We start from the raw sequence: 18,278 nt of genomic DNA, 5'->3' as shown, positions 1-18,278 counted from the left end.
GCGGGGTGAACCTGTGCCTGATGTGCTCATTGTTGACGGCTATAACTTTTTATATAGCTGGCCGGAATTAGTTAAGCTAAAAGAAGAGTCAAGTTTTGCCCATGCCCGTGATAAACTAATAGCAGAGTTGATTAATTACCAGGCTTACTGGGGTGGACAGGTAATAATTGTCTTTGATGCCCATAAGGTTGCCGGGGCAGTGGAAAAGAAGGAAAAGATCGGCGGCGTGGAGATTATTTACAGCCGGGAGGGGGAAACGGCTGATGCCGTCATCGAGAAACTGGTAAGGAACCTTAATACCCGGGGCCAGGTTTACGTAGCCACTTCCGACGCGGCCGAGCAGTGCATGATCCTGGGAGGCGGGGCCCTCCGTCTACCGGTAGCCGAGTTAAAGGCTTACATTGAAAACGCCCACCGGGAGATGGCCAGGGAGGGCCAGAAGGCCCCCCACAAAAACTCCCTGGATGGGCGACTCCAAGGGGAAACCCTTAAAGTTCTGGAAAACTGGCGCCGCCAGTAGGCAGTAGTTAACTCTTGCGGTTAGAAGGGGTTTCTTGTATAATTATTGATGTTATTGGACAAGATAGAGGGCCTCCTTTTATTACTATGGTTCTTGGAAATCCAGGGTGGAGGCGTTGGCATGAGCGTCAATGTACAGCAGGAAACGTGGCAACCCTATGAAGTTCTTGGGGATGAGGACATTGTTTACCTGGCCCAGGAGGGTGATGAAGTAGCCCAGGAATATTTGATTAATAAGTACCGCAATTTTGTCCGGGCGAAAGCGCGTTCCTATTTCCTCATTGGCGCTGACCGGGAGGATATTGTCCAGGAAGGGATGATTGGCCTTTACAAGGCCATTCGCGATTTCCGCGGCGACAAGTTGTCCTCCTTCCGGGCCTTTGCCGAGCTGTGCATTACCCGGCAGATTATCACGGCCATTAAAACAGCCACCCGGCAAAAGCACATTCCCCTGAACTCTTATGTCTCTCTCAATAAGCCCATTTATGACGAAGACTCCGATCGCACCCTGCTGGACATTATTTCTGGTTCCAAGATTACCGACCCGGAAGAACTAATCATCAGCCAGGAAGAATTCGTTGACATCGAAGAAAAAATGGGCGAGATTTTAAGTTCCCTGGAGTGGAAAGTTTTAATGTCTTACCTGGAAGGCAAGTCTTACCAGGAGATTGCCGTTGACCTGAAACGCCATGTTAAATCCATCGATAACGCCCTCCAGCGCGTAAAGCGCAAGCTGGAGCGTTACTTGGAACGGCGGGATAATAACCAGTAATTGCCGGCAAAAAGGGCTTGACGCCAACAGGGCAGGATGTTATAATTATTTTTGCGTCTGAAAAGGAAATATGGAGGGGTTCCCGAGTTGGCCAAAGGGGGCAGACTGTAAATCTGCTGGCGCAGCCTTCGCTGGTTCAAATCCAGCCCCCTCCACCAAATAATAATAATGTTGCGGGGTGGAGCAGCTGGTAGCTCGTCGGGCTCATAACCCGAAGGTCGTTGGTTCGAATCCATCCCCCGCAACCATGCCCATATAGCTCAGTCGGTAGAGCGTCGCCTTGGTAAGGCGGAGGTCACCGGTTCAATCCCGGTTATGGGCTCCAGTATTTTCCCTGGCATAAACCAGGGTTTTATTTTTTGTCCATAGTATGGTAATATGATAGGTGAGGAGGGAGGCGGGATGGTCATGCCGGAGGAAGTGAGAAAGGAAATCGCAGCCGGTTTGGAGGAAGAATTAATCCGCAACCAGCGCCCGCTGGATTTTTTGGGATACTTATTACAACGAATGGATAATATGGAAGGAAATCTCCGCCAGGAAATCAAAGGCGTCCGCGAAGAAATGAAGCAGGAGATCCAGGGTCTCCGTGAGGAAATGAAGCAGGAAATCCAGGGTCTCCGTGGGGAAATGAAGCAGGAGATTCATGGTTTCCGTGGGGAAATGAAGCAGGAGATGCAGGCCCTGCGCGGCGAAATGCAGGGATATCGCGAGGAAACAAAGCAGGAGATCCAGGCCCTGCATGTAGAGATCCATGAAACCATGCGCTGGTCCAAGGGAGCAATTGCCGCGGTCATTGTCGGCCTGGGGGGAGTTATCGCTTCCCTCCTGGCTATCCTGGTCCGCTTACCCTAGCTTTTATTCCCTCCCCCCTGCCGCGCAGGATGCCAGCTTTTCCTGACGCCGGCGCTGACGCATGCCCGCAGACGTTTTTCGATGCCTGAAGTCTGTCCTGACGCCGTCACCGTGACAATACCCCGGGCGATTTGTGATATCTACTTGAGGTGAAGAGAGTTGGCCCTGACCTGCGGTATCATTGGCCTGCCCCTGGTAGGCAAAACCACGTTATTCAACCTTTTAACCCAAGCTGGGGCAGAAACCTCGGCCTTTGCCGGCCGGACGAAAACCAATATCCGGACCGCGCCCATTCCCGACCCCCGCCTCGATTTCCTGGCTTCCCTTTACCACCCGCGTAAAGTAACCCCGGCCACCCTGGAGATTATTGATGTACCGGGATTGACCCGCGGCGCCGGGGCAGCCTTCCTGGCTGCCGTCCGGGAGGTAGATGCCCTGCTGCATGTCGTCCGGGCCTTTTGCCGTGAGGACGTGCCTCATGTTGAGGGAAGCCTCAATCCGGTACGCGACCTGGAGATGATCAATGCCGAAATCCTGCTGGCCGACCTGCAACTGGTGGAAACCAGGCTGGAACGCATTGCCGCCAGCAAGAAGATTAAGGGCGACCTGCTGGCCGAACAAAGCGCCTTGCGCCGTTGCCAGGAAGCCCTGGAGGCGGAAAAGCCTTTATTGGAAGCCGGTCTTACGGCCGAAGAATGGCAGGTTTTACGGCATATGGGGTTTTTAACCACCAAGCCCATGATCATTGTGGTCAATATTGACGAGGAGCAGTTACGGGCAGGTCATTATGAAGGCCAGGAAGAGATTGAGGCCTACGCTACCGCCCGGGGCATCCCGGTTTTAAACCTTTGTGCGGCACTGGAAGCTGAAATAGCGCGCCTGGAACCCGCCGACCGGGAAGTCTTCCTGCAAGAAATGGGCATTACCGAACCGGGTATTGACCGCCTGGCCCGGGCCATCTACCGCCGCCTGGGGTTAATCTCCTTCCTCACGGCCGGGGAAGATGAGGTCCGCGCCTGGACCATTAAAGAGGGCACCAATGCCCGGGCCGCGGCCGGCAAGATCCACAGCGATATCGAGCGGGGCTTCATCCGCGCCGAAGTGGTGAACTTTAGTGACCTGGCCCGGCTGGGTGACATGAATAAAGTGAAGGAGAAAGGCCTGGCCCGCCTGGAGGGCAAAGATTATATCGTCCAGGATGGCGATATTATCAACTTTCGCTTTAATGTTTAATGATAATTACCCAGCCAAATCCCCCATACGGGGGATTTTTTATTTGGTAACCACCGGTGCAGGAGATACATAAAATACCTGGAGGGATTAAAAAGCAGGGGGTAAAAGGCCCGCAGCCTGGAGTGGCATCTGGCGGCCAGTATCTATTTTCAGAGGGGGTGGCATCATGGCTGAAGTCCAGATCCAGCCTGAAGCCCAGGTACGGGACATCCTGGCCGATGGCGGCCTGGTATTCCTTTTCCTGTTCCTGTTGATCGCTTTATTTATCTTCGTTTAGCCCGGTAACCTGCCGGGCGTTTTTCCAGGAGTGTAACCTCCTGGCAGGCAATGGCATAAGTTAAAGTAAAATCTGGAGAAATTGGAGGGGGGCCACAAGATGGCAGACAGCATTTTCGGCAACTGGGCTTTTATCCTCTTCCTGGTACTGATTCTACTGTTCTTCGGTAATTAACCGCCGCTAACTACCGGAGAAAGGGGGAATAACCATGGGCGGCTTCTTCGGACCAGGTCCATTTGGCAGCTGGGCCTTAATCCTGTTCCTGATCCTCATCCTGCTCTTCTTTGGCAACTAATCCTGGTTAGGTATTATAGAAAGGAGGAATAATCATGGGCGGCTTCTTCGGACCAGGTTTCTCCGGCAGCTGGGCCTTGATCCTGTTCCTGGTTCTTATCCTGCTCTTCTTCGGCAACTAGCAGCTAAACTGAAAGGGCGCTACGTGGCGCCCTTTTGCCATTCTATATACAGGGTATTTATCGCATTTACTTTAAGGTCTGCATTTCTCGGGCCAGTACAGGTAGAATCTGATGAACATCGCCTACAATGCCGTAATCGGCAACCCTGAAGATAGGAGCGCTGGCGTCAGTATTAATGGCTACTATACAGCCCGAACGCTGCATGCCGGCAAGGTGCTGAATGGCTCCGGAGATGCCGCAAGCTATATACAGTTTGGGCTGCACAGTTTTACCTGTCTGACCCACCTGATGCTCGCGGCCAATCCAGCCGGCCTCCACAGCTCCCCGGGAAGCACCTACAGTAGCCCCCAGGAGGGCCGCGATTTTTTCTAGCTCCCGGAAGCCTTCCGGTCCATCCAAACCACGCCCGCCGGCAATAATTATTTCCGCTTCTTCCAGGTTTACTGTAGTTGCAGTTGTTTGTACAATTTCCAGTACTGTGGTTCGCAGAACTTCGGGGGGAATAGTATAAGAATGCCTGATGACCTCGCCCTTGCGGGTGTAATCCGGCTCTAATTTCACTATCACCCCCGGGCGCACCGTGGCCATCTGGGGCCGCCGGTGGGGGCAGGCAATAGTGGCCATGAGATTACCACCAAAGGCCGGCCGGGTCTGGAGGAGAATTTTTTCTTCAGGGTCAATGGCTAAACCAGTGCAATCGGCCGTCAGGCCGGTATTCAGGCGCCGGGCCAGGCGCGGGGCCAGGTCACGGCCGATATGGGTAGCACCAAGGAGGAGGATTTCCGGCCGGTATTCCTGCACCAGCTTGCTGAGAATATAAGTATAAGGCTCAGTGCGGTAACTGGCCAGCTCCTGGTGTTCCACCAGGTAAACACGATCAGCGCCGCAGGCGATGAGCTGGCTGGCAAGGCCGGCAACGCCCTGGCCTAACAGTACGGCAGTTACCTCAGTATTACATTGGGATGCGAGTTCCCGGGCGACGCCCAGGAGTTCCAGTACTACCCCGGCCAGGCGCCCTTGCCGCTGCTCGGCAAAGACCCAGATGCCTGCATAAGTTACGGGCCCTTCCTCAGCCCTTCCAGTACTCTTTCCTGGGACCTCATCTGGAGTGATAGCCTGGAATTTACAAACTTCTATGCAGGCTCCGCAGCTATTACAGTTATCTTTGAAACGGGCCAGTTTATCAACTACTTCTATAGCGTCAAAGGGGCAGTGGCGCACGCACAGGCGGCAACCCGTGCAGAGGTCACTATTTATACGCATGGTTTTAACCAGGACCTCCTTCTATAATTGTTCAAATTTCAAGATCCGGCGTTCTTTAAGATGTTGCAGGAGGGTCCGGCAACTCTCCTGGGGAGAGCTGTTAAGGATGGTGCAGCTTTTTTTATGCTCCGGTATAAAAGTCCGGCGTACCCGGGTGGGCGACCCGTTAAGTCCTGTGAGAGCGGCAACGGCCGCTATGTCTGCACTCGTCCAGGCAGTGACGCCCTGCCGGCAAGCGCGGACAATGCCACGGATAGAGGGATAGCGCGGGGTGTTCAGTTCTTTGACTACTGTAAAGAGGGCCGGCAGCCTGGTCTCCACTACTTCGTAGCCATTCTCCAGAGCCCGTTGTAAGCGACAGGTACCGTCGGGCGCCAGGCTTAACTGCTGCACGTAGGTTACCTGGGGTATATCCAGCAGTTCGGCCAATTGGGGGCCCACCTGGGCTGTATCACCGTCAATGGCCTGGCGGCCGGTCAGCACCAGATCAAAAGAACCTATTTTCTTGATAGCCCGGGCCAGGGTATAAGAAGTGGCTGCTGTGTCAGCGCCGGCAAAATTACGATCGCTTAAGAGAATGGCCCGGTCGACCCCCATGGCCAGGGCTTCCAGCAGGGCATCCTGAGCCTGGGGCGGTCCCATGGACAGGGCAATAACTTCCGCCCCCTGCTGATCCTTAATAGCCAGGGCCGCCTCCAGGGCGTGAAGATCTTCGGGGTTGATGATACTGGGTACGCCTGTACGGATCAGGGTACCGGTACGCGGGTCGATGCGCACTTCCGTGGTATCGGGCACTTGCTTGATGCAGACGATTATGCGCATGGGCTCTTCCTCCTATCGTAACATGCTGGCCGAGATGACCAGACGCTGGACTTCAGATGTACCCTCATATATCTCGGTTATTTTGGCATCACGGAAGAATCGTTCTACGGGATAATCCTTCATGTAACCGTACCCGCCATGGATCTGGACGGCTTTGATGGCCTGCTGCATGGCCGTCTCCGAGGCAAAAAGCTTGGCCATGGCCGCTTCCCGTGAGAACGGGCGTTTCCTGTCTTTAAGCCACGCTGCCCGGTAAGTCAGCAGGCGAGCTGCTTCGATCTGGGTGGCCATATCGGCCAGCATCCACTGGATGGCCTGGAAAGAACCAATGGGCCTGCCGAACTGCTCTCGCTCTCTGGCATAGCGTATGGAAGCGTCCAGGCAGGCCTGGGCTATACCGAGAGCCTGGGCAGCAATACCGATGCGCCCCCCGTCCAGGGTCTGCATGGCAATTTTAAAACCATCTCCTTCTTCGCCCAGGCGGTTTTCCACAGGGACAGGACAATCCCGGAAAATGAGTTCGGTCGTACTGGAGGCGCGGATACCGAGTTTGTCTTCTTTTTTTCCAAAGGAAAAGCCGGGCGTACCTTTTTCAACTATGAAGGCCGTTAAACCGTGGCTTCCCTTGCCCGGGCCAGTCCTGGCAAAGACAATATAGACATCCGCCACACCGCCATTGGTGATGAAAACTTTATTGCCATTAAGGATATAATGATCTCCTTCCTGGATGGCAGTAGCCCGGAGGGAACCGGCATCGGTCCCGGCATTGGGTTCGGTCAACGCGAAAGCTCCCAGTTTTTTTCCCTGGGCCAGGGGTACAAGAAAGCGCTGCTTCTGTTCCTCGGTACCAAACTGGTAGATGGGGTGGGCCCCCAGGGAAGTGTGGGCCGAGACAATAACGGCTGTAGCAGCGCAAACCCGTGCCAGTTCTTCGATGGCGATGATGTAGCTTAAAGTATCGGCCCCCGCCCCGCCGTATTCTTCTGGGAAAGGGATGCCCAGCAGGTTATAATCAGCCATCTGGTGGACGATTTCCCAGGGAAAGGTACCGCTGGCATCCCGTTCGGCAGCTCCAGGAGCTACTTCCTTCCGGGCAAATTCCCGTACCATCTGGCGAATCATTTCCTGCGTTTTGTTGAGATTGAATTCCATCTTTAAGCACCTCCGGTTACAAATAAACATATCAAGCAAGCCATGAAATATTAGTGGGCACATTCACGAAACCGGCTTTATGACTACGGCTTCTCCTTTGAGGACCAGCTTTCCCTCCTGGTTGGTGGCGATGGTCTTGAGGCGGATGATCTTCTTTTCCGGCTTCTTTTCCAGGACTTCCACCTGGGCAGTAATGGTATCGCCAATGCGTACCGGAGATGTAAACTCCAGTTCCTGCTTGAGGTAAACGGTATTTATGCCTGGCAGTTTCGTACCCAGGACAGCAGAGATGAGACCGGCAGTTAGCATCCCATGGGCAATTCTTTCTTTAAAGATGCTTTTCCTGGCGAACTCGGCATCAATGTGAACCGGATTGAAATCCCCCGTGATACCGGCAAAGGTATAGATGTCGCATTCTGTAATAGTTTTGGTCAGGCTGGCCTTCTGACCGATCTGGATGGCATCGAATTCAAGGCTTTGATCCATATCAGTCACTCCCTGGGCTTAAAAACTTTAGCGATTGTAATATAGACAGTATAAGTTACTGGGGGGTTACGAAAGCCCGTAGGGGTGCGGGAAAAGACGGGTTAAAGTGGAGCCCGGGCAGCAAGTAAAAGTGTAACCTAACAGTAACCAGGTTGCCCTAGTATATGTGATGAAGTGAAGAAGTTTAAGCAGGGAAGGTGAGTTCGAATGACCTGAGTAAGAATCTTAATTAAATAATTATATAAATGCGAGTTAATGAAACAGAGGTATTGTTAAAACAAAATGGAGGATGACGGGCGTGGACAATGTGGTTATTCTCAGTGCAGTGCGCACGGCCATCGGCAGTTTTGGGGGAACCTTAAAGGACATTCCGGCAGTAGAATTGGGGGCCATCGTGATAAAAGAAGCCCTGCACAGAGCCGGGATAGAACCCGGCCAGGTGGATGAAGTAATCCTGGGTAATGTACTCCAGGCAGGACTGGGACAGAACCCGGCACGCCAGGCAGCCATCAAGGCCGGCCTTCCCGTGGAAGTCCCGGCTATAACGATCAATATGGTCTGCGGCTCGGGCCTGCGGGCCATCAACCTGGCCGCCCGCCTTATTGAGGCAGGGGAGGCGGATGTTATTGTGGCCGGAGGCGTAGAGAATATGTCCCGGGCACCTTACGCCCTGCCTGGAGCTCGCTGGGGTAGCCGTATGGGAGATGACCAGGTAATAGATGTGATGCTTAAAGATGGTCTCTGGGATGCTTTCTATAACTACCACATGGGCATTACTGCCGAAAACCTGGCCGAACGTTACCATATTACCCGGGAAGAGCAGGATTGTTTTGCCCTGGAGAGCCAGAGGCGGGCAGAAAAGGCTGTTAAGGAAGGGCGTTTCCGGGATGAGATTGTCCCGGTACAAGTACCCCAGCGTAAAGGAGAGCCTGTCGTGTTTGTCCAGGATGAGTTCCCCCGTTTTGGCACTACTGCGGAGGCCCTGGCCAAATTGAAACCTGCCTTCAAAAGGGATGGGACGGTTACGGCCGGTAATGCTTCGGGGATTAACGATGGAGCAGCAGCAGTGGTGCTAACTTCGGCCTGGAAAGCCGAAACCCTGGGTCTGAAGCCTGTGGCCTCTATTCGCAGCTGGAGTACGGCCGGGGTAGACCCCAGCATCATGGGCATCGGGCCGGTGGAGGCCACTCGTAAAGCGCTGAAGCGGACCGGTCTTACCATTGCCGACCTGGACCTGATCGAAGCCAACGAAGCCTTTGCTGCCCAATCCCTGGCGGTAGCTAAAGAACTGGAACTGGATTTAACTAAGACCAACGTGAACGGTGGTGCTATAGCCCTGGGGCATCCCATTGGCGCCAGCGGTGCCAGAATTTTGGTTACTTTGGTGCATGAAATGCAAAAGCGCCAGAGCCGGTATGGTCTGGCAACCCTGTGTGTGGGCGGTGGCATGGGAGTAGCTACGATTGTAGAGAGGGCCTGAAAAGGAAGGTTAATAAAATTATATCAAAAAATATTTCGAGGAGGAGAACTCATGCGTATAAAGGATAAAGTAGCCATCATTACCGGAGGAGCCAGGGGCATCGGCAAGGAAACGGCCCTTCTTTTTGCCCGTGAAGGGGCCATGGTGGTAATTGGCGATTTTGATGCGGCGGCGGGGGAACAAACTCTCGCAGAACTCAAGTCTACAGGAGCCCGGGCTCTTTTCTTCAAGGTAGATGTCACCGACAGGGCCAGCGTACAAAACATGGTAGATGCCACAAAAGGGGAGTTCGGCCGGATCGATATTTTAATTAACAATGCCGGCATCACAGCCGACGCCTTCTTGACCAAAATGACTGAAGAACAATGGGATAAAGTCATTGCTGTTAACCTGAAAGGCGTATTCAACTGCACCCAGGCCGTGGTGCCCATTATGATGGAACAGGGTTCGGGTGTAATTCTCAACGCCTCTTCGGTAGTGGGGGTTTACGGGAATGTAGGCCAGACCAACTATGCTGCTACCAAGGCCGGGGTGATCGGCATGACGAAGTCCTGGGCCAAAGAACTTGGCAAAAAAGGGATACGCGTCAATGCCATCGCGCCGGGCTTTATCATTACCGATATGACGGCCAAAGTACCGGAAAAGGTCCTGGAACTGATGCAATCCAGGACACCATTGGGACGCCTGGGGGTACCCAAGGATGTGGCGGCGGCTTACCTGTTCCTGGCTTCTGATGAAGCGTCATATATTAACGGCCAGGTGCTGGGTGTAGACGGTGGCCTGATGATCTAGAAGCAGGCACCTGGACTACCCTTTTTGTAGCCAACGGCAATTGAGATTAGCAAGAAGGAGGAAAACCATTGAAGCTGAAGCAAAAAGGTACTCTGTCGTTAATTGCATTATTATTTTTAATGCTGTTGTTATCAGGTTGTAGTGGGAGCAAAGACGGGAGAAGGGCACCTGTTGCCCAAAAGCCGATTAAAGTAGGGATAGTTACCTCCCTCACCGGAGCCCTGGAGACTTATGGTAAAGCAACTATAAATGGTTTTGAACTGGGGCTGGAGTATGCTACCCAGGGGAAGAAAGAAGTTGCCGGGCGACCTGTAGCAATATTAACCCGAGTTCGACAGTTGCTAGGCAAAAATGGCTGCTTTTCAGATGAAGAAACCTTATAAATCAACGTTTCCCGCTCTTGGGAGAGCTCAAAAATCAAAAATCACATAGGCACACGATTCCGGAATTAGAGCTTGATGGCTATGTAGTACATGCGCTATAATATAGACATGTACATAAGAACTATTTCCCGCAAAAACAAGGACGGCTCTGTTGTCCGTTATATCCAGCTTGCCCACAACGTCTGGGACCCCCAAGCCGGCTATCCGAAAGCCAAAGTACTATTCAACTTCGGCCGCGAAGAGGATGTAGACCGGGAAGCCCTGGTCCGCCTGGTAAAGAGTATTACGCGTTTTTTGGGACCGGAAGAGGTTTTGCGCACCCAAGGAGAGTTAAACGGCAGCACTCCCCTGAAATTTGTCTCCAGCCGGCCTATGGGCGGCGCCTGGGTATTAAACGAACTGTGGAACCGGCTGGGTATTAGCGACGTTTTAGTCAGGTTGCTGGCCAAACGTAAGTTCCAGAATCCGGTCGAACGGGCCATCTTCGCCATGGTAGCCAACCGGGCTTTGCACCCGGCCAGTAAACTTAAGACCGAGGATTGGGTCAGCCACGACGTTTTCATTCCCGGCCTCCCGGAGGTACCGGTGCAACACCTTTACCGGGCCATGGACTTCTTACTGGAGGCTGCGGAAGAGATACAAAAGGATATCTTCTTCGCCGTGGCCCACCTCTTTAACCTGGAAGTAGATCTCCTGTACTTCGATACCACCTCCACCTACTTTGAAGTGGAAGAGGAGGATAATCCGGAGGACCATAAGCAGCACCTTCGGCGTAAAGGCAACTCCAAGGACCACCGGCCGGATTTACCGCAGGCTGTAATCGGCCTGGCGGTCACCAGGGAAGGCCTCCCAGTACGCTGCTGGGTCTGGCCCGGGAACACCGCCGATATGGCGGTAATCGAGCAAGTCAAAAAGGACCTGGTGGGCTGGCAACTGGGCCGGGTCATCACCGTTGTCGACCGCGGCTTTGCTTCGGAAGATAACCTTCGCTACCTCCAGCGTGCCGGTGGCCACTATATTGCCGGCGAAAAGATGCGCAGCGGCAAAGAAACCGTAGAAGAAGCCCTGACCAGACCGGGCCGCTACAAAACCGTCAAAGATAACCTTGAAGTCAAAGAAGTTATCGTCGGCGACGGTGAAAAAAGGGTACGCTATATCCTGGTCCGCAACCCCAAAGAAGCAGAAAAAGACAGACTTGAGCGGGAGAAAATATTGACCCGCCTCAAGGAAGAACTAAAAGCCATCGGCGACCTTAAAGGCGAACCCCATACCAAAGCCTGCTGCCAGCTTATCGCCCATCCCACCTATGGCCGCTATCTCAAGACCGACAAGAAAGGGCAACCGTATATCGATATGGCCAAGGTGAAAGCCGAAGAAAAGCTGGACGGCAAATACCTGTTACGGACCTCGGACGATACTTTAAGCCCGGAAGACGTGGCCCTCGGCTACAAGCAGCTTCTCGAAGTAGAAGACGCCTTCCGTACCATGAAACAGTCCTTAGAGCTGCGGCCTATTTATCATCGCCTGAGCGACCGCATCCATGCCCATGTCCTCCTGTGCTGGCTGGGACTGCTCCTAATCCGGGTAGCTGAAACGAAAGTGCAGGATAGCTGGCGGAACATCCGCCAGACCCTGGAACGCATGCACCTGGGCGAATTTGTTGGTCCTGAGGGCAGGATACTCCAAAGGACGGAAACAACCCCGCCACAGCAGCATATCTTCAAGACCCTTGGGATAAAGGAACCGCCGCAAATAATCGCGGTCGAAACAAAGGCCAGAAAGGGTCCCTAGTAACACGCGCCCCAAAAGCCGAACCCTGAAACCCTTGCGCGACAAGCTGTTGCGCTTATTATTCACCTAGCAACTGTCGAACTTGGGATTAACTGAGGACACTACCACCAAGCCTGATGTAGCTAAGCAAAAAGCCTTGAAGCTGCTGGAAGAGGAAAAAGTGGATATCCTGGTGGGCAGCGCCAGTTCCGCCGATGCCCTGGCCATCCTGCCCTTGGCCCAGGAGTATCAGCGCATTATGGTGGTCGAGCCGGCAGTGGCCGACAGCATTACCGGCACCCAGTGGAATAAATACATCTTCCGGACGGCTCGCAACTCTTCCCAGGATGCCCTGGCCGTGGCGGCAGCAATTGCCGGAGCCAAACCCGGCGCCTCGGTAGCCATCCTGGCCCAGGATTATTCTTTCGGTCGCGAGGGTGCCGCCGCCTTCGTAAAAGCCGGGGAACAGAAAGGCCTGAAGGTAATTCTCCAGGAATTCGCCCCTATGAACGCCACCGACTTTACGGCCAACATCCAGCGCATTATCAATGCTAAACCCGATTATCTATTTGTCATCTGGGCCGGTAGCGCCAATACTCCCTGGAAACAGATCACGGATATGAGGGTGCCGGAAAAGGGTATCAAGATCATAACGGGCACGCCGGAGATCGCTGCCATGAAAGCCATGATGAACCTGGTGGGGCAGGAGGGTTATTCCGTATACTATTACGGCCTGCCCAAAAACAAAGCCAATGACTGGCTGGTTCAGGAGCACAAAAAACGCTTTAACGGGCAGCCCCCCGACCTCTTTACCCCTGGCGGCTTTGCGGCTGCCGTGGCCATAGTTCAGGCCCTGGAGAAAACCGGCGGTGATACCAACGCCGAGAAGCTTATCGAGGTTATGGAAGGCATGAGTTTTGAGACCCCCAAGGGTCCTATGACCTTCCGTAAAGAGGACCATCAGGCCCTGCAGACGCTCTACCATATTAAATTCGAGCAGAAGGAAGGCTTTGATTACCCGGTACCGAATCTGATCCGGGAAATAAAGCCGGAGGAAACCGTGCCGTCTATTATGAACAAGCGTTAAATTTTTATAATTATAATATGCCGGGGAATAATAATCCCCGGCATTTTTGGCTTCAGGAGTGAAGGACTGGTGCCGCCGTAGGCAGCAGAAATTTTACAGCGACATTTCAGGCGCCGGTAGGAGGTATAAGCAGTTTTTACCTGGTAACTGTCGTGTAACTATATAACCGTAAAATAATGATAAAACAAATGATTAAAAAAGGCGCGGGAGGTGACAGGGAAAAGTACTTTTATTGTAGAATTCATGCCTGGATAATAAGGGAAGGAGGAAAAAGTATTGAGGAAAAAACTAATTGTGATTTTTACGGCAATAGCCTTGCTTGCTTTTATGACCGCCTGTGGCGGTGGTGGTGGGGAAAAGGAAAAAGGGAAAGCAAGTGAGGCGGGGAAACCGATCAAAATCGGAGTAGTTACATCCCTTACCGGCGCGCTGGAGACTTATGGCAAGATGACCATCAATGGCCTGGAACTCGGGCTGGACTACCTTACCCAGGGCAAACGAGAAGTGGCCGGCCGGCCCATCAAGATAGTGGTCGAGGACACTACTACCAAGCCTGACGTAGCCAAACAAAAAGCCTTGAAGCTTTTAGAAGAAGAGAAAGTTGACATCCTGGTGGGGAGCGCCAGCTCTGCCGACGCCCTGGCCATCCTCCCCCTGGCCCAGGAGTACAAAAGGGTAATGATTGTGGAGCCGGCGGTGGCGGATAGCATTACCGGGGCCCAGTGGAACAGGTACATCTTCCGGACGGGGAGGAACTCCACCCAGGATGCCCTGGCCGCGGCGGCTGCCATTGCCAGCGCGAAACCGGGAGCGAGCGTTGCTATCCTGGCCCAGGATTACTCCTTTGGTCGCGATGGTGCTACCGCCTTTGTGAAAGCAGCGGGAGAGAAAGGCCTCAAGACCTCCATCCAGGAATTTGTCCCCATGAACGCCACGGACTTTACCGTCCACATCCAGCGGATTATTAATGCCAGCCCCGACTATCTTTATGTTATCTGGGCCGGGACTGCCAATACGCCCTGGAAACAGATTATGGATATGAAGGTAGCGGATAAAGGCATTAAGCTCATCACCCAGACACCGGAGATTGCCGTCATGAAGGCCATGAAGGGCCTGGAAGGGCAGGAAGGCTTCTCTATCTATTACTACGGCCTGCCGAAAAACAAGCTCAATGACTGGCTGGTGGAAGAACATAAAAAACGCTTTAATGGGCAGCCCCCTGATCTCTTTACCTGCGGTGGCTTTGCCGTAGCAGCGGCTATCCTGCAGGCCGTGGAAAAAACCGGTGGCGATACCGGCGCCGATAAGCTCATCGCAGCAATGGAAGGCATGAGCTTTGAAACACCCAAGGGTGCCATGACCTTCCGCAAAGAGGATCACCAGGCCCTGCAGAGCTTCTATCATATTAAATTTGAGCAAAAGGAAGGCTTTGATTACCCGGTACCGACTCTGATCCGGGAAATAAAGCCGGATGAAACCGTGCCTCCAATTACAAACAAGCGTTACTAATTTTACCTGTTTTCAATCATGACGACCGCGGGCGACAGCTCGTGGCGTCTTTTTTGAGGGGAACCCGGGTTACTACAAATTGTAACTTGTATGCAACTAAAAGTATGTTAAAATTAAGTTAAGCCACCTCTTTGTGACCGGCAGGTCGGTTGTCTAAATACTACAGGCATGCCTTTTTGCTTGAAATATCCCAATAATATATGCAGTCCCCTGGGCTTATTAATACCGGGAGGGGAGGCCGGGATATGCTAAAGTCGCTGGCCCTGGTGGAAAGCAAGCTGGTTGCTCCCAGGCCGGAAGCAGATATATGGTTAAGGCCTGAGTTAAAAAATAAATTGCAACGGCTTATGGATTATTCCCTTACTGTCATTAGCGCCCCGGCCGGTTACGGGAAAACAACCGCTATTGTCCAGGCTCTTGCCCTGCTGGAGGTGCCTTACGGGTGGTACAGCCCGGGGCCGGAGGATGCCAGTAGTTTTGTTTTTGCCAGCTACCTGGCAGGAGCCCTGGAGAAGCTGGCACCCGGCATCAGGGATAAATTACCAGAAGAGCTAAAAAAATATGAGGCATTAAACTGGGACAGTGTATTAAATGTCCTGCTGCATAGCCTGGAAGAATATACCGGGGTAGAAGGAATTTTAATCATCGACGACTGGCACCTGGTGGGGGAGGAAAAAGAGGTTTCCCTGTTCCTGGATCGTTTTCTGGCCTGTAAGCCCCGGTGGTTGCGGGTAGCCCTTCTTTCCCGGGAAAAGGTAGAAATTCCTGAAGTTTACCGCCAGGCGGCCAGGGGACAGAGGTTGCTGATCGACGAGAAGGATCTGGCCTTGAACCCTGAGGAAGTTTATGAATATTTATCGCGGGAATTCTCGCCCCGTCTCACCCGGGAAGACGCCCGGTGGATTTACGATTACAGCGAAGGCTGGATTATGACCCTCAAACTTATCGGCAGGGGAATTAAAGAAGGGACGGTCCGGTTGCCCCTTAGTAATACCCTGGATAACAGCCTGGACAGCCTTTTTGAATTTCTTATCCTGGATGTACTGGAGCGGCAGGATAGCAGTTTATTATCATTCTTGCTCAAAACTTCCATTCTGGATTATTTAAGCCTCCACGCTTGTACGGTGGTAATGGGGGGTGAATTTACACCCCGTTTACTATCTCGCGCCAGCAAGAAGGGTCTTTTCCTGTCTGAACTGGGGAACGGCCTTTTTCGCTATCATAACCTCTTCCGGGATTTTCTCCGCCGGGAAGCCCGCAAAAGGCTGCCCGATTATGAGCTGCTCCATTGCCGGGCCGGATATTTTTATCTTAAGGAAGGCCAGGAGGAGCAGGCTTTCCAGCATTTGCTGGAAGGGCGCCAGTGGGCTGATGCGGCTGAGGTCCTGGCCCGTCTTTCTTCTGAATTGGCCCGCAGTGGCCGGGGTCACCTCTTGCGCCATTATCTGCAGCAGCTCCCGCCCCGATTCCAGGAGCAAGTAGAGTTTTTACTGGCCCTGGGGGATGCGGAAAGACTGGCCTCCAATTACCAGGGAGCACTGGCCCTCTACAGGCGGGCGGCAGAAAAATGCAAGAACAGCAGCGACAGAAAAGGCCTGAGCAGGGCCTTGAAGGGGCTGGGTGAAACCTATGTAGATACAGCCCAGCCCGCCCTGGCCGAGGATTTCTTGCGGCGCGCTTATAAAGCTCTGGGCGAGGCGGATACGGAAGAAAAAGCAGAGATCCTGGGCCTGATGGCTGAAAACATGATCAATCAGGGCAAACCTCGTCATGCCCATCGCTACCGGCAACTGGCCAAAGAGATGCTCCATCTCACCACCCGGGGTAATTTTGAAGCCCGCCTCCTGCTGCGGACCGGCAGGTTGCAGGCAGCCATTCAGTTGCTGGAAAGCTCGGCGTCGCAAGAAAAAGGCTCCTACCATCCCCCCCTTTCTTTTCGCGAAACCCCACTACTTTTATCCCTCTGTTACTCTATGATTGGCGAGGGGGAAAAAGCCGTCATCGCCGCGGAAGAGGGCATCCGCCTGGGACAGAAACTGCGATCGCCCTTTGTGGAAGCCATGGGATATGTACGCCTGGGCCATGCCCTGCTGGTCCTTAAAGGCTGGCCCACCGGCGCCTGCCGGGAGGCCTACCAGCGCGCGCTGGAACTGAACGACAACCTGGGGATAATCCGCGGCCGCACGGAGGTAATGATGGGCCAGTGCCTGATCCATGGCCTGGAGGGAGACTGGCTGGCCGCCAGAAGCTCCGGCCTGGAAGGGGTACGGGTTACCGAGCAGGTACGGGACCGGTGGTTTACAGCCGTCCTTTATAACTGCCTGGGAGTGGCGGCGGCCACCTGCCAGCAACTCGCCGAAGCCAGGGTGTACCTGGCGCGGGGCCATGACCTTTTTTGCCGCTGCGGGGATAGTTTTGGCAAGGCAACGGCCGCCTGGTGGCTGGCCTATCTGGCATTTAAGGCAGGGCCGGGTGAGGAATTGCGTTCCAGGCTCATCCAGCTACTGGAGCTGTGTGAAAGCAGGGGGTATGATTTTCTTCTCCAGCGTGGGACCCTTCTGGGTGCCCGTGACGGCCGGGCTTCCGTACCCCTTTTACACGAGGCCAGGCGCCAGGATATCTGCCAGCCCTATGTTGACTGGCAGCTGCAAAAAATGGGGGTAAATACGGAGTTTCCCTGCATCGGCTATACCCTGCGCATTCAAACCCTGGGCAAATTCCGCGTCTGGCGCGGCGAAGAAGAGATCGGTTGCCACGAGTGGCGCCGGGAGAGCGCCAGGCGGCTGTTCCAGCTCCTGATCACTAAAAGGCGCGTCTTATTGCATAAAGAAGAAATAATGGCTTATTTATGGCCGGAAGCAGATCCCGAGGCTGCCGGCCGGGACTTCAAAGTAGCCCTGAACACCCTGCTAAGCGTGCTGGAACCGGAGAGGCAGCCGCGCAGTCCCTCCTTTTTCATTCAGCGTGAAGGTACGGCCTATTTTTTTAATCTGGCTTCAGGATTCTGGCTGGATGTGGAAGAATTTGAGGGCCTGGTCCGGCGGGCAGAGGAAGTGGTCAATGAACGGCCGGAGCAAGCGGAGATCCTGCTTAATAGAGCCCTGGAACTCTATGAGGGCGAGTACCTGCAGGGAGTAAACCAGGATGAATGGTGCCTGGAGGAACGGGAACGCCTGGTGGTGATGTACATCCACGCGGCGGAAATCCTGGCCCGCCTGCTGGCCGGGCGGGGAGATTACCAGGGCTGCATTGAATGGGCGGACAGGATACTGAAAAAGGATAATTGCTGGGAAGAAGCCTATCGCTTAAAAATATACTCCTATGGCAAATTGAACAACAAGGCTATGGTAGTACGGGTTTACCAGCGATGCCTGCAAGTGTTAAGGGAAGAGATGGGCGTAGCTCCTTCCCTTAAGACGGTTAAGCTTTATAAAAAGATACTGCAGGTTTCTGCCGCCATGTAAC

General features: G+C 53.6%; 15 protein-coding genes and 3 tRNA genes. 14 read left to right on the top strand and 4 right to left on the bottom strand.

The features are described from left to right. Positions 1 to 13 precede the first annotated feature (13 nt). The 7 genes from MGLY_RS06130 to ychF all read left to right on the top strand — a co-directional run bounded on the left by MGLY_RS06130 (position 14) and on the right by ychF (position 3,376). Complete coding sequence (locus MGLY_RS06130) at positions 14 to 520, top strand: NYN domain-containing protein (RefSeq protein WP_170290944.1); 507 nt, start codon at positions 14 to 16, stop codon at positions 518 to 520. Between the two features lie 120 nt (positions 521 to 640). After that, positions 641 to 1,291, top strand: coding sequence for an RNA polymerase sporulation sigma factor SigH (gene sigH / locus MGLY_RS06125; protein WP_054935920.1), 651 nt, complete (start codon positions 641 to 643; stop codon positions 1,289 to 1,291). A gap of 72 nt (positions 1,292 to 1,363) precedes the next feature. Continuing rightward, a tRNA-Tyr gene (locus MGLY_RS06120) sits at positions 1,364 to 1,449 on the top strand. Between the two features lie 14 nt (positions 1,450 to 1,463). Next, positions 1,464 to 1,539 (top strand) — tRNA-Met (locus MGLY_RS06115). Position 1,540: 1 nt separating this feature from the next. Further along, positions 1,541 to 1,616, top strand: a tRNA-Thr gene (locus MGLY_RS06110). 77 nt (positions 1,617 to 1,693) lie between these two features. Next, positions 1,694 to 2,143: a coiled-coil domain-containing protein gene (locus tag MGLY_RS06105; protein ID WP_170290943.1), complete on the top strand. Its 450-nt coding sequence runs from the start codon at positions 1,694 to 1,696 to the stop codon at positions 2,141 to 2,143. A gap of 159 nt (positions 2,144 to 2,302) precedes the next feature. Beyond that, the gene (ychF, locus tag MGLY_RS06100) at positions 2,303 to 3,376 is read left to right on the top strand and encodes a redox-regulated ATPase YchF (RefSeq protein ID WP_156272529.1); all 1,074 of its coding nucleotides are present in this window, start codon (positions 2,303 to 2,305) and stop codon (positions 3,374 to 3,376) included. Between the two features lie 759 nt (positions 3,377 to 4,135). Here the strand turns inward: ychF and MGLY_RS06095 are convergent. The 4 genes from MGLY_RS06095 to MGLY_RS06080 all read right to left on the bottom strand — a co-directional run bounded on the left by MGLY_RS06095 (position 4,136) and on the right by MGLY_RS06080 (position 7,792). Then, positions 4,136 to 5,332 (bottom strand): electron transfer flavoprotein subunit alpha, encoded by a 1,197-nt coding sequence (locus MGLY_RS06095; RefSeq protein ID WP_156272528.1) that lies wholly within the window; start codon positions 5,330 to 5,332, stop codon positions 4,136 to 4,138. 21 nt (positions 5,333 to 5,353) lie between these two features. Continuing rightward, on the bottom strand, positions 5,354 to 6,154 hold the full coding sequence (locus MGLY_RS06090; RefSeq protein ID WP_156272527.1) for an electron transfer flavoprotein subunit beta/FixA family protein: 801 nt from the start codon (positions 6,152 to 6,154) through the stop codon (positions 5,354 to 5,356). 12 nt (positions 6,155 to 6,166) lie between these two features. Then, complete coding sequence (locus MGLY_RS06085) at positions 6,167 to 7,306, bottom strand: acyl-CoA dehydrogenase (RefSeq protein WP_156272526.1); 1,140 nt, start codon at positions 7,304 to 7,306, stop codon at positions 6,167 to 6,169. A gap of 63 nt (positions 7,307 to 7,369) precedes the next feature. Beyond that, entirely contained in the window at positions 7,370 to 7,792 is a 423-nt protein-coding gene (locus tag MGLY_RS06080) for a MaoC family dehydratase (RefSeq protein WP_156272525.1), read from the bottom strand. A gap of 298 nt (positions 7,793 to 8,090) precedes the next feature. On the opposite strand from MGLY_RS06080, the gene MGLY_RS06075 reads away from it, so the two are divergent. From MGLY_RS06075 to MGLY_RS06045, 7 genes are all read left to right on the top strand, one after another. Continuing rightward, positions 8,091 to 9,272 carry an acetyl-CoA C-acetyltransferase gene (locus MGLY_RS06075; RefSeq protein WP_156272524.1) on the top strand — a complete coding sequence of 394 codons (1,182 nt, stop codon included), beginning with the start codon at positions 8,091 to 8,093 and terminating at the stop codon, positions 9,270 to 9,272. A gap of 51 nt (positions 9,273 to 9,323) precedes the next feature. Beyond that, positions 9,324 to 10,064 (top strand): 3-oxoacyl-ACP reductase FabG, encoded by a 741-nt coding sequence (gene fabG / locus MGLY_RS06070; RefSeq protein WP_156272523.1) that lies wholly within the window; start codon positions 9,324 to 9,326, stop codon positions 10,062 to 10,064. A 68-nt stretch (positions 10,065 to 10,132) separates the two neighbouring features. Continuing rightward, a complete protein-coding gene (locus tag MGLY_RS06065; protein WP_156272522.1) occupies positions 10,133 to 10,447 on the top strand; it encodes a hypothetical protein in 315 nt (104 codons plus the stop codon). A gap of 108 nt (positions 10,448 to 10,555) precedes the next feature. Then, positions 10,556 to 12,238 (top strand): IS1634 family transposase, encoded by a 1,683-nt coding sequence (locus MGLY_RS06060; protein WP_422880104.1) that lies wholly within the window; start codon positions 10,556 to 10,558, stop codon positions 12,236 to 12,238. Positions 12,239 to 12,320: 82 nt separating this feature from the next. Then, entirely contained in the window at positions 12,321 to 13,304 is a 984-nt protein-coding gene (locus tag MGLY_RS06055; RefSeq protein WP_211662094.1) for a substrate-binding domain-containing protein, read from the top strand. A gap of 327 nt (positions 13,305 to 13,631) precedes the next feature. Next, on the top strand, positions 13,632 to 14,813 hold the full coding sequence (locus MGLY_RS06050) for a substrate-binding domain-containing protein (protein WP_156276229.1): 1,182 nt from the start codon (positions 13,632 to 13,634) through the stop codon (positions 14,811 to 14,813). A gap of 245 nt (positions 14,814 to 15,058) precedes the next feature. After that, positions 15,059 to 18,277, top strand: a complete 3,219-nt coding sequence (locus MGLY_RS06045) for an ATP-binding protein (protein ID WP_170290942.1) — start codon at positions 15,059 to 15,061, stop codon at positions 18,275 to 18,277. Position 18,278: the final 1 nt, after the last annotated feature.

This window comes from Moorella glycerini (assembly GCF_009735625.1).
GTDB classification, from domain to species: domain Bacteria; phylum Bacillota; class DSM-521; order Neomoorellales; family Neomoorellaceae; genus Neomoorella; species Neomoorella glycerini.
The sequence above is the reverse complement of the archived record's forward strand: the minus strand, read 5'-3'. Positions and strand labels throughout refer to the sequence as shown.